12 protein-coding genes and 1 tRNA gene are annotated in these 11,754 nt (G+C 66.4%); 6 read left to right on the forward strand and 7 right to left on the reverse strand.

All coding sequences use genetic code 11. The features are described 5' to 3' along the window. Positions 1-3 precede the first annotated feature (3 nt). From ACO055_RS11710 to ACO055_RS11725, 4 genes are read right to left on the reverse strand one after another with little or no spacing between them, the layout of a single operon-like run. Positions 4-1,173, reverse strand: coding sequence for a thiolase family protein (locus tag ACO055_RS11710; RefSeq protein ID WP_422059054.1), 1,170 nt, complete (start codon positions 1,171-1,173; stop codon positions 4-6). Then, on the reverse strand, positions 1,170-1,565 hold the full coding sequence (locus tag ACO055_RS11715) for a Zn-ribbon domain-containing OB-fold protein (protein ID WP_422059055.1): 396 nt from the start codon (positions 1,563-1,565) through the stop codon (positions 1,170-1,172). The genes ACO055_RS11710 and ACO055_RS11715 overlap by 4 nt, the downstream gene beginning before the upstream one ends. Further along, a complete protein-coding gene (locus ACO055_RS11720) occupies positions 1,562-2,959 on the reverse strand; it encodes an MFS transporter (protein ID WP_422059056.1) in 1,398 nt (465 codons plus the stop codon). Before ACO055_RS11720 ends, ACO055_RS11715 begins: the two co-directional genes overlap by 4 nt. After that, positions 2,956-3,735, reverse strand: a complete 780-nt coding sequence (locus tag ACO055_RS11725; protein WP_422059057.1) for an SDR family oxidoreductase — start codon at positions 3,733-3,735, stop codon at positions 2,956-2,958. The genes ACO055_RS11720 and ACO055_RS11725 overlap by 4 nt, the downstream gene beginning before the upstream one ends. 115 nt (positions 3,736-3,850) lie before the next feature. Between ACO055_RS11725 and ACO055_RS11730 the strand changes: the two genes are divergently transcribed. Continuing rightward, positions 3,851-4,525, forward strand: coding sequence for a TetR family transcriptional regulator (locus ACO055_RS11730; RefSeq protein WP_422059059.1), 675 nt, complete (start codon positions 3,851-3,853; stop codon positions 4,523-4,525). Positions 4,526-4,566: 41 nt separating this feature from the next. On the opposite strand, the gene ACO055_RS11735 is transcribed toward ACO055_RS11730, so the two are convergent. Both ACO055_RS11735 and ACO055_RS11740 read right to left on the reverse strand, forming a co-directional pair. After that, a complete protein-coding gene (locus ACO055_RS11735) occupies positions 4,567-5,391 on the reverse strand; it encodes a coniferyl-alcohol dehydrogenase (RefSeq protein WP_422059060.1) in 825 nt (274 codons plus the stop codon). Positions 5,392-5,667: 276 nt separating this feature from the next. After that, positions 5,668-5,741, reverse strand: a tRNA-Gln gene (locus ACO055_RS11740). 156 nt (positions 5,742-5,897) lie between these two features. Between ACO055_RS11740 and ACO055_RS11745 the strand changes: the two genes are divergently transcribed. Further along, positions 5,898-7,202: an FAD-dependent oxidoreductase gene (locus ACO055_RS11745; RefSeq protein ID WP_422059061.1), complete on the forward strand. Its 1,305-nt coding sequence runs from the start codon at positions 5,898-5,900 to the stop codon at positions 7,200-7,202. Next, positions 7,199-7,615: a DoxX family protein gene (locus tag ACO055_RS11750; RefSeq protein ID WP_422059062.1), complete on the forward strand. Its 417-nt coding sequence runs from the start codon at positions 7,199-7,201 to the stop codon at positions 7,613-7,615. Before ACO055_RS11745 ends, ACO055_RS11750 begins: the two co-directional genes overlap by 4 nt. A 30-nt stretch (positions 7,616-7,645) precedes the next feature. Here the strand turns inward: ACO055_RS11750 and ACO055_RS11755 are convergent, their stop codons facing one another. Continuing rightward, positions 7,646-8,917: a dipeptidase gene (locus ACO055_RS11755; RefSeq protein WP_422059063.1), complete on the reverse strand. Its 1,272-nt coding sequence runs from the start codon at positions 8,915-8,917 to the stop codon at positions 7,646-7,648. A 78-nt stretch (positions 8,918-8,995) separates the two neighbouring features. Here ACO055_RS11755 and ACO055_RS11760 point away from each other — a divergent pair, with 78 nt between their 5' ends. The 3 genes from ACO055_RS11760 to ACO055_RS11770 are packed head-to-tail and all read left to right on the forward strand — an operon-like array spanning position 8,996 to position 11,618. Further along, on the forward strand, positions 8,996-10,174 hold the full coding sequence (locus ACO055_RS11760) for an acyl-CoA dehydrogenase family protein (RefSeq protein ID WP_422059064.1): 1,179 nt from the start codon (positions 8,996-8,998) through the stop codon (positions 10,172-10,174). Beyond that, positions 10,171-11,376, forward strand: coding sequence for a M20 metallopeptidase family protein (locus ACO055_RS11765; RefSeq protein WP_422059065.1), 1,206 nt, complete (start codon positions 10,171-10,173; stop codon positions 11,374-11,376). The genes ACO055_RS11760 and ACO055_RS11765 overlap by 4 nt, the downstream gene beginning before the upstream one ends. After that, positions 11,373-11,618 carry a GlsB/YeaQ/YmgE family stress response membrane protein gene (locus ACO055_RS11770; RefSeq protein WP_422059066.1) on the forward strand — a complete coding sequence of 82 codons (246 nt, stop codon included), beginning with the start codon at positions 11,373-11,375 and terminating at the stop codon, positions 11,616-11,618. Before ACO055_RS11765 ends, ACO055_RS11770 begins: the two co-directional genes overlap by 4 nt. The last annotated feature ends 136 nt before the right edge of the window (positions 11,619-11,754 follow it).

The raw sequence follows: 11,754 nt of genomic DNA on the forward strand, positions 1-11,754 counted from the left end.
CGGTCAATCGCGCCGGATCAGCATCGACCCCGCGATGAATCCGCCGCCCATGCCGCAGACCGCGGTTTTCGCACCCGCGACCTGTCGTCCACCGCCCTGCCCCCACAATTGGGTGCAGGCCTCGTGCAGCAGTCCAAAGCCGTGGAGTCGCCCACCCGACAATTGGCCGCCGCCGGTGTTGACCGGAAAGCGTCCGCCGGGGCCGATATGGCCATCGGCAATGAAATCCTTCGCCTCCCCGTGCCCGCAGAAGCCAAAGGCTTCGAGCCAATAGGGCACGAAGATGCTGAACCCATCGTACAGCGCGAGCATGTCGACATCGGCGGGCTTTATGTCGGTGCGCTTCCACATGTCCGCCGCGGCATCATGCGCGCCCATCGTCGTGAGATCGGCGCGCTGGTCCCAAGTCTCCTGCGAGTCGAGCGCCGCGCCCATCGCTTCGATCGCCAGCGGCGCGCGTGCGCAATCCCTGGCCGCGTCGGCGGCGGAAACGATGATCACGCACGCGCCGTCGATCGGGACGTCGCAGTCGAACAGGCCGAGCGGCGACGAGATCATCCGCGCGCCGAGATAATCTTCCATCGTCAGCGGCGCCTGCATCACGGCCGACGGATTATGTTGGGCAAAAGCGCGCTGGCCCGTCGCAACTAGGCCGAGATGCTCGCGGGTCATGCCGAACTCGTGGAAATAGCGCGTCGCCATCCAGCCGGCCCAGTTCGACGCCGACATCGCATTGGCGGGGACGAGATAGCTGTACCAGCCGCCGAGCCGTGCCCGCCCCGCCCCCGGAATGCTCGCGCGCTGCCCGGCAGTTTGCGAGCTGCTTTCGGTGAGCGCGCGGAAGCAGAGGACGTGCCGCGCCTGCCCCGTCGCGACCGCCATGGCCGCGACCATCAGCGGCGCCATCTGCGACGGACCGTCGGGGACGGCGCTGTGCCAGCGCGTCTTCAGGCCCAGCGCATTGCGCACCTCGCCGGTGCCGAGCGGCGACATGCCGGGCGAATTGTCGGCTTTGCCGGGATAGGTCGAGATGCCGTCGATATCGTCTTTCGTCAGGCCCGCGCATTCGAGCGCGCGCTTCGCCGCTTCGGCGAGATGCGCCATTGCCGGGCGCCCGGTCTTGCGTCCGATGTCGGACATGCCGACGCCGGTGATCGCTGCATTCAGGGTCATCGTGCCGGCTCCCATTGCGGGAACCAGATATCGTCTATGTTGGCGAAGGTTATGCGCATCGCTTGTCCGATCGCGATCGTGTCGGGGTCGGTGCCCACCACTTCGGCGGTGACGCGGACACCTGGGGCGCCGTCGAGATCGACGACGGCGAGCGCGAAGGGAACCTGCATGCCGGGGGCCCATGGCTGGTGGTTGACGGTGTAGCTGTAGACGGTGCCCGTACCCGGAACCGCCTGGCTTTCGACCGCTTCGCTCCAGCACTCCGGACAGATCAGCTGCGGCGGGTGGATGGCGTGCCGGCAGTCGGCGCAGAAGGCGATCATCAGTTTGCCCCCGGCGCCGCCGGTCCAGAAGGCGGTGTTTTCGGGCGTGAGTTCGGGAAGCGGTCTCATGTCTGTTCCTGCGATGGACGTTGTCGGGGGAGCGCGAACGCGACGAGGATCGCCGCGAGGCACAGCGCGATGATGACGGTGACGGTCAGGTCATAGGCAAAGGGCGAGGGATAGGTTTCCGGGCCGCGGCGCACGACGTCCACCGCGAGCAAGGTCGTCACCATCTGCGCGCCGATGCCGAGGAAGAGCTGGCGGATGACGGTGAGCATGCCCGAAATCTCGCTGATCCGTTCGGGCGGCGAGGCCTGCGCGATGATCGTCGGCGCGACCGAGAACAGCATCGTCGCGCCAAAGGAAATCACGATGAGTTCGGCGACGACGATCGTGAAGCTGCTCGCGTCGAGCAGGACCAATATCCAGCCGGTCGTGGTGATAAGCCCGCCGACCACAAGCGCGATACGCCCGCCGCCCCTGCCCGCGAGCCAGCCGCCGAGCGGCCCCGCGAAGGTCGAACTGAGGTTCGAGGGCAGTTTGGCGAGCCCGGCGACGGTGGCCGACAGGCCAAGGCCGGCGACCGTCCATGCCGGCGCCTGTAGCAACAGCGAGAAGAAGACGGTGATCTGAAGCGTGCTCATCGACACAAGCGCCGTGACCGCGCCGCCGACCGCGATGGTGCGATTGGCGAAGCTGCGAACCGCGATCAGCGGATTGGGGCTGACGAGGCTCTGCCGCATCCACCAGGCAATGAGCGCCAGCCCCAGCACGAGCGCAGCCAGCGACCAGCCATTGGCCCAGCCCCAATCCTTGCCGGTGCTGAAATAGACGAGCACGAGCGCGACGCCGGGCGCAAAGGCCAGCCCCGAGAACCAATCGACCGGCGCGGCGGGCGGTTGCCGTTTCGAGAGCGGCACGAACGCCAGCGTTGCGAGCGCCGCGGCGACACACAGCCCCGCGCTGGCGAAGAAAATGCCGTGCCAGCTGAAACTGTCGACGATCAGCCCGCCGACGACCAGCCCGGCAGCGGTCCCGATCGACGCACCCGAGATCATCAGCCCGATCGCCATCGGCGCGCGGTCCTTGCCCAGATTTTCGTGCACGAGCCCAATGCAGAGCGGTAGGATCGCGCCGGTGACGCCCTGCATCAACCGGCCGGCCAGCAGCACGGGGAAATTGGTCGACAGCGCGCTGATCAACGATCCGACGGCGCCGATCGCGAGGACGACGATCAAGGTCTGGCGCCGCCCGAACAGGTCGCCGAGGCGGCCGACCACCGCCGCAATCGCAGCGCCGACGATCAGATAGCCGGTGATCAGCCAGCCGACCATCGCGGGATTGCCGAAATCCTGGATCAGCCGTTTGAGCGCCGCGAGGATCATCGCGGTTTCGAAACTGCCGGTGACCTCGGCGATCCAGAGCGCGCCGATGAGGAGAGGGAGGTTGGGGCGGGAGGTCACCCGGCGGTCTTCGCGCCATCGGGCACGCCGACGTGCGCCGCGCGCACCTCGATCAGGTCGACGCCGATGTCGGCGGGCAGGCCGATGACCGAGAGCAAGGCCTGCGCCATCGATTCGGGAGTCGCGCCCTCGCCCGTCATCGACGCATGGCCGGTCTCGACGATCTTTTTGTAGAAAGCGGCGATCGTATCCGGCGACCAGGCCTTGCCGCCCGAGCCGCCTTTCACCGAACCCGACCGCAAGATGGTGACGCGGATGTCGTCGCTGCGCAGTTCGTCGCGCAGGCCGTTGCAGAGCGTTTCGACGGCGGCTTTCGTCGCGGCGTAGAGCGCGAGCATCGGAAAGGGCATCCGCACCGATTCGCTGCTGATCGCGACGATCTGGCCCTTGCTGGCGCGCAGATGCGGGATGCTCGCGCGGATCAGCCACGCGACGCCGAGGATGTTGATATCGACATGGTTGCGGACGATGTCGTCGCTGCCATGTTCGAACGCAAAGGGGTGATAGACGGCCGCATTAGCAATGACGACGTCGATACGCCCGAAACGCTCGACCGTGTGTGCAACCGCCGCATCGACGGCCTCGGGCGCGGCGACGTCGCAGGGTAAGGCGAGCACGGCATCGCCGAAGTCCGCCGCGAGCGTATCGAGTTCGTCTGACGCCCGCGCCAGACAGGCGACGCGCATCCCGGCCGCCACCAGCGCCGCCACGAAATGCCGCCCCATCCCTTTCGATGCACCGGTCACGACCGCAACCTTGCCCGCCAGCCTCTCCATCCCGAATCCCCAATTTCCGTTGGTTTCTTGTTATTTCTGACGATACGTCAATTTTTTGCCTTATCGCAAGTCTGCTGTTAGGATTGCGACGAATTTTCGGGGCAGGACAGACATTTTGACGCAGCAGCAAGCAGTATTGGACGACCGTGGCGCGGCAGGGGCCGCCCCCGACAACGGCGCACGCAAGCTGGGTGCCAAGGGGCAACGGACGCGCCAGCAATTGATCGACGCGACGGTCGCGCTGCTCGAAACGCACGGCCTGCGCGACGTTTCGGTGGTCGATGTGGCGCGCGCCGCGAACACCTCTCCGGCGACTTTTTACGTCTATTTCAAGGGGGTGCCCGAGGTGGTGCTCGCCGCGCTCGAGAGCGCGACGCAAACCTCGCCCGAGCTGGAAGCGATCGTCGCGCGCGACTGGCTGACGCCGGGCGCCGCACGCGAGGCGCGCGCCTTCGTCGAACATTATACCGACATCTGGAACCGCAACCGGACGATTTTCGTCGTCCGCAACCTGGCCGCCGAAGAAGGCGACGCGCGATTCTATGAGGCGCGGATGAACCTGGCGCGACCGATCATGGGCGCAATCAGCGAACAGGTCGAACGCGCGCAAGCGGCGGGGCGCATCCCCGCCGACCTGTCATCGCGCTCGTGCGCGGGCACGATGCTGATGCTGCTTGAACGGCTGTCGGCCATCGGCCCGATGAGCCGCGACGACGATGGCGTCGGCTATTCCGACCTCAAGGCGGCGGCAGCGCACAGCATCGCGATGATGCTGGGCGTGCGCGATTAGGCCTGTCGATCCTCGCCGTCGCTGCGCGACAGAGAGGAAATCTAGGCGGCGCTCGCTTCGGCAATCATCTGTTGGATATTGAGCACGCCGGTCGCGAGTCCCCCGGCCAGGCCCGCATCGACCGGCAGGCACACGCCGCTGATGAAACGCGCGGCATCGCTGTTGAGCAGGATCAGCGGCAGCGCCTGTTCCTCGGGCGTCGAATAGCGGCCCTTGGCCTTGGCAAAGGCGCCGAGCACCGCATCGCCCGCGATCTTGCGGAATTCGCCGAGCATCGGTGTGTCGATCGGTGACGGCATCGTGCAGTTGATGCGGATGTCGCGGCCGATCAGGTCGGGCGCGCTGACCTGGGTCCAGGTGTTGATGAGTTCCTTCGACAGCGTGTACGGATCGCCCAGATCGGTCGCGTTATCGAGATAATGGCGGCGGGCCGTAGCGAAATCGGGAAGCGCCATGAACGCGCGCAGCAACGGCTGGCGCGCAAGATAGCCCATGCCCGCCAGCGACGAGACAGTGACGATCGCAGCGCCAGGGTTGAGGTGCGGCAACCAGCCCTGGGTCCACGCGCGAATGCCGAGGAAGTTGACGGTAACGACATCCTCACCGGGAAACGTCTGCGGCAGGCCCGACACGTTGAACAGCGCATCGACCTTGCCGCCGATGCTGGCGATCCCTGCGCCGATCGCGGCAGGGTCCTTCAGGTCGACTTGCGTAAAGCTGGCGAGGTCGACCGGTGACGGCTTTATGTCGGCGCCATGCACTTCGGCACCCAGATCGACGAGCGCGCGGGCGCACGCTTCGCCCGTTCCGGAGAAGCAGCCCATCACGACGACACGCTTTCCCCGATAACCCAAGATATCCTTCATCGTCGCATCCTCGATCTTGCTATGTTTTAGGACGCCTCGATAAGCCCGCGGAATGCCGCCCGCAAGAAAAAATTGACACTTCGTCAATAATGGCCAGCCGCTGGCTTCGATATTCGCAAAGCAGCCCTCTCTCGCCCGATCGCAACGGCGGGACAGGCGGTCAACGCCCCGCGATGGACGAGGTTCGGCGTGCACGGCGCATGTGGAGGGGGACCCGGACGGGCCAGCGGACGGCGCGCCAATGCGCCGGCCATTGTGAGATTTCAGGAGATTTTTTGGATGCCCCGCGAGGATTCGAACCTCGATAGGCGGTATCAGAAACCGCAGTCTTACCATTAGACGACGGGGCACCAGAGGCGGGCGCAATATGATTGCGCGCGCTCCGTGTCAAGACCGCTGCGGCCATCTGTAACAGCCCGCTTGCCCTTGCGCATTTCGCCGCTAGCATCGTCCGATAACAAAAGTGGCCGCGCCCCGGCGCAGGCTGCACATATGGAGGTGGGCTGATGCGTCATGTCGCGATCGTCGGGTCGGGCCCGGCGGGATATTATACGGCCGAAACGCTGCAAAAGGCCGAGGATATCGCGATCGACGTCATCGACCGCCTTCCCGTTCCCTATGGCTTGATCCGCACCGGCGTGGCCCCCGATCACCAGTCGATCAAGGCCGTGTCGCGCCGGTATGAAGGTGTCGCGCTAGCCGACAATGTCCGTTTCGTCGGCCATGTGTCGGTCGGCACCGACGTCAGCATCGACGAACTGGTCGAGCTTTACGACGCGGTCATCCTCGCGACCGGCGCCCCCCACGACCGACCGCTCGACATCCCCGGCGGCGATCTGCCCGGCGTGATCGGCAGCGCGGCGTTCGTCGGCTGGTACAATGGCCATCCCGATTTCGCGACGCTCGATCCGCCGCTCGATGCCGCGGGCGTCGTGGTGATCGGCAACGGCAATGTCGCGCTCGACGTGGCGCGCATCCTTGCCAAGACTCCGGCCGAGTTTGCCGGCAGCGACATCGTCGCGCACGCTCGCGCCGCGCTCGCAGAAAGCGCCGTCCGGCACATCCACATCCTCGGCCGCCGCGGCCCGCACCAGATCGCGATGACCCCGAAAGAGCTGGGCGAGCTCGGCCACCTCGAACGCGCGAGCCCGCGCGTCGACCCCGTCGATATGCCGCCCGAAGGCGACGACGCCGTGCTCGAACCCGGCATGCGCAAGTCGGTGACGCATCTGCGCAGCTTTGCCGCCAACCCCGTCGCCAAGCCGGTGACGATCGATTTCGACTTCTTTGCGATGCCCGTCGCGATCGAGGGTGCGAGCGAAGACGGGGGCCGCGTCCAGCGAATCATCGTCGAGCGCACGACGCTCGACGCCGACCTGCGCAGCCATGGCACCGGCGAAACCTATGCGATCGACGCGGGGCTGGTGATCAGCTGCATCGGCTATCAGACGCCGCCGATCCCCGGCGTTCCCTATGAGCATGGCCGCGGCCGTTTCGCGAGCGATGAAGGGCGCGTCCTGCCCGGCCTCTATGCCGTCGGCTGGGCGCGGCGCGGGCCGTCGGGAACCATCGGGACGAACAAGCCCGACGGCGCGCGCATCGGCGAAATGGTGCTCGAGGACATCGGCCGCGGCGCCGGCAAGGCGGGGCGCCCGGCGCTCGACGCGCTGCTTGCGAGCCGCGACGTCGTACCGGTCACCTTCCGCGACTGGCGCAAGATCGAAGCGGCCGAGATTGCTGCGGCGCTGGACGGCAATCCCCGCGAAAAATTCACCAGTGTCGAGGCGATGCTCGCCGCGATCGGCCGTTGAGCGAGCGGGTCCGCACGGCGCTCCGCTGGCTGCTGGCCGCCGCTTACGCTTATGCGGGCTATCGCCACCTTGCCACGCCTGCGCCCTTCCTGGCGATCACGCCGTCGTGGGTGCCGCAGCCCGACGCCGTTGTCGCGGCGACCGGCGTGGCCGAGCTGGCGGGCGCGATCGGCCTGATGATTCCGCGCGTGCGCCAAGCGGCAGGCTGGGGCCTTGCGCTCTATGCACTGTGCGTATGGCCCGCGAACTTCCACCATGCGCTCGCGAACATCGCGATCGGCGGCGAGACGCTGAGCTGGTGGTACCATGGCCCTCGGCTTGCGTTGCAGCCGCTGATCATCTGGTGGGCGCTTTGGGCGAGCGGCGCGGTGGATTGGCCGTTCGGGACGAAAGAACACCCCCCTCTCGCTTGATCGGGAGGGGGCTGTCTCCTTTGCGACCGGCTATTTCGCGACCGGCGTTTCGACCGGCGGCTGGCCCTTCTGGCTTGCCGCATAGGCTTCGACCGCCTTCAGCACGCGCAGCATATTGCCGCTCGCGATCTTCTCGAGCTCGGCCTGGCTGTACCCGCGCTTCGCCAGCTCGGTGAACAGCGCAGGATAGCCCGACACATCCTCCATCCCGACCGGTGCCGAATCCATGCCGTCATAGTCGCCGCCGAGGCCGATATGGTCGACGCCGATCATCTTCTTCAGATGATCGATATGGTCGGCGACCTTCTGGACATTCGTCGTCAGCGCCGGATTCGCCGCATCCCAGGTCTTGAGTGCAGCCTTTTCCGCCGCCGGATCGCCCGGATACAGCGCCTTCAGCCGCGCCTGCTCGGCCGTCCGCGCCAGCCCCTGCGCGCGGACGTCGGCGTCGAGGAAGGTCGGCAGGAACACGATCATGACGATCCCGCCGTTCGCCTTGACCAGCGGCAGCACGCTGTCGGGAACGTTGCGCGGATGCGGGTTCACCGCGCGCACGCCCGAATGGCTGAACATCACCGGCGCCTTCGACACCTCGAGCGCGTCCTTCATCGTCGCTTCGCTGACGTGGCTCAAGTCGACTATCATGCCGATGCGGTTCATTTCGCGAACGACCTGCCGCCCGAAATCATTGAGCCCGTCGAGCGCGGGCGCGTCGGTCGCGCTGTCGGCCCAGGGGATGTTCTTCGAGTGGGTCAGCGTCATGTAGCGCGCGCCGAGGTCGTACATCTGGCGCAGCACCGCCAGCGACGAGCCGATCGACTGGCCGCCTTCCATCCCCATCATGCCTGCGATCTTGCCGGCCTTCATCGCCTTTTCGAGGTCGGCCGAATTGGCCGCGAGAGCGAGGTCGTTCGGGTAGCGCGCGACCAGGCGCTTGGTGACGTCGATCTGTTCGAGCGTCTGTTGCACCGCCTGCTGCTCGTTGGTGTTCGCCGGCACATAGACCGACCAGAATTGCGCGCCGACATGGCCCTTGCGCAGGCGCTGGAGGTCGGTGTGCATCGCGATCACCGGCGGCGTCGCATCGGGCTTGGCAGTGTCGGTCGTGTCGACGAAATCGAAGCTGTTGATGACATTGTCGGCGCGCCCGCGCAGCGCCCAGGGCACGTCGTTATGCCCGTCGAACACCGGCGCTTTCTTGAGCGCGGCTTCGGCGGTCGCCTCGGGCGACTTTTGCGCCATGGCGGGGGTGGACAGGAGGGCGAATGCGGCGAGGCCGGCGAGCAGGGGGGCTTTGTTCATGGCGTGCGACCTTAAGTGGTTGAGCGGGGGGCGCAAGCCTCACTTGACGTTCGCGTCAACGCCGCGCAGCATCGCCGCATGACAGCCTTTGACGACTGGCGCGCCCGATCGCCCTATTATGACGAAACCCACGAAGCGCTGGCGCAAAGCGTCCGCCGCTTCGTCGCGCGCGAGGTCGCGCCGCACATCGACCGGTGGGAAGCCGAAGGCGAGCTGCCGCGCGCGCTGCATAAAAAGGCATCCGACGCCGGGATCCTGGGGCTGCGCTATCCCGAACAATATGGCGGACATTCAGAAGGCTTCGACATTTTCCATGGCCTCGTCCTGACCGAAGAGCTTGCCGCGGTCGGCGCGGGCGGCCTTGGCGCGTCGCTGATGACGCATGGTATCGGCCTGCCGCCGATCCTGGCGCTTGGCACGGAGGAACTGAAGCAGCGCGTCGCGCCGCCCGTGCTTGCGGGCGACAGGATCATCGCACTCGGCATCACCGAAGCGGGCGGCGGCAGCGACGTCGCCAACCTCAAGACGACCGCAGTCCGCGACGGCGACAGCTATGTCGTCAATGGCGGCAAGATGTTCATTACCAGCGGCATGCGCGCCGACTGGCTGACCTGCGCGGTGCGCACCGGCGGCCCCGGCGGCGCGGGCATTTCGCTCCTCCTCATCGACATGGCCAGCCCCGGCGTCGAGCGCACGCGGCTCGACAAGATGGGCTGGCGCTGCAGCGACACCGCCGCGATCCATTTCAGCGACGTGCGCGTCCCCGCATCCAACCTGATCGGCCAGGAAAACGCAGGCTTCATCGGCATCATGCGCAACTTCAACAGCGAGCGGCTCGGCATGGCGATGGGTTGCTGCGCCTATGCCCGTGTTGCGATGGCCGAGGCCGCGGAGTGGGCGCAAAACCGCGAGACCTTCGGCAAGCCGCTCGTCGGCCACCAGTCGATCCGCATCAAGCTCGCCGACATGGAACGCCAGATCGAGGCGACACAGGCGTGGGTCGATCTTTGCGCGTGGCAGGTCAAAGAGGCCAAAGACCGCCCCGCCGACTTCGCGATGCTGAAGGTCCAGGCGACGCGGATGCTGGAAAGCGTCGCGCGTGAAGCCGCGCAGGTGCTCGGCGGCGCAAGCTATATCACCGGCAGCAAGGTCGAACGCATCTACCGCGAAGTCCGCGTCAACGCGATCGGCGGCGGCAGCGAGGAAATCATGCTCGATCTGGCGGGGCGGCAATTGTTCGGCGGAGGAAAGACATGAACGACATTACCCGAAGCTGGCCCGCCGAGGCCGAAACGCTCCTGGGCGACCTGGTCGATCTGCGCCGCGCGATTCATCGCGAGCCCGAACTCGGCCTGCAAAACCCCAAGACGCTGGCCAAGATCAAGGCGGCGCTCGCGGGCTTGCCGCTGGAGTTTCGCGAGGGGCCGTCGACGACCGGGCTGGTCGCGATCCTGCGCGGGCCCGCGAACGGGCGCACCGTGCTGCTGCGCGGCGACATGGATGCGCTGCCGCTGGTCGAGGATACCGGCCTCGATTTCACGTCCGAGACGAGCGGCGCGATGCATGCGTGCGGGCATGATACGCATGTCGCGATGCTCGTCGGCGCCGCGAAGCTGCTGTGTGCCGCGCGCGACCGGCTGCCCGGCACCGTGATGTTCATGTTCCAACCGGGCGAGGAAGGGCATCATGGCGCGCGCTTCATGCTCGACGACGATCTGCTCGACCCGCTGCCCGATGCGGCCTTCGCGCTGCATGTGATGCCCAACGCGCCGCACGGGATTTTCGCCGGGCGGGCGGGGCCGTTGCTCGCCTCGTCCGACGTGCTGTCGATTACCGTCAAGGGCGCGGGCGGGCATGCCTCGATGCCGCACGATGCGATCGATCCGATTCCGGTCGCCTGCTCGATCGTCACTGCGATCCAGACGATGGTAACGCGCCGCATCTCGGTCTTTGATCCCGCGGTCGTCACGATCGCCAGGATCGCCGCAGGGACGACGAACAATATCATCCCGGAAACCGCCGAAATGCTGGGCACGATCCGAACCCTGTCGCCCGAGCGCCGCGGACACGTCGCGCGCGAATTGAAGCGCCTCGCTCCCGCAATCGCCGAAGCGCATGGCTGCACTGCCGAGGTGACGATCGAGGAAGGCTTCCCCGTCACCATTTGCGACGCGCGCGCGGTGGCTTTTGGCCAGTCGGTCGTCGAGGAGACGTTCGGCGAAGCCGCCTGGCTGACGATGGACAATCCGGTGATGGGGGCGGAGGATTTCTCCTATGTCCTGGAGAAGGTGCCCGGCGCGATGTTCTGGCTCGGCGCGAGCGAAGCGGGCAGCGACTGGCGGGCGTGCTGCGGGCTGCACAGCAACCATATGGTGCTCGACGAAAAGGTGATGGCGCGTGGCGCCGCGCTGCACGCCGCGCTGGCCGAGCGCTTCCTGAACGAAGGATTCAACGCATGATCAACATCATCAGCGCCATCATCTCGGGCCTGCTCATCGGCGCGCTGGCGCGCTTCTTTTATCCGGGCGCGGTCCAGATGGGCTGGATCGCCACGATATTGCTCGGTGTAGCAGGCTCGCTGCTCGCCGGCTTCGTCACCTCGCGCGGCCAGCGCGAATTCCACGGCGCGGGCTGCTTTGCGTCGGTGGTGGGCGCGATCGTGCTGATCTTTGTGGGACGGCTGCTGGGGATTGGCGGATAAGAAGAATATCTCACACAAAGACACAAAGAGGTCTGTGATAACGGCAAATGTCGAGCAGCTGGCGAGATTTGTTGTCGATTGCAAGGAAGGTGTACGCCGCAAGCCAATGGCGATTCGGGTCGATAAGCGCGCGCCA

Source organism: Sphingopyxis sp. (assembly GCF_965227415.1).
Classification (GTDB): Bacteria; Pseudomonadota; Alphaproteobacteria; order Sphingomonadales; family Sphingomonadaceae; genus Sphingopyxis.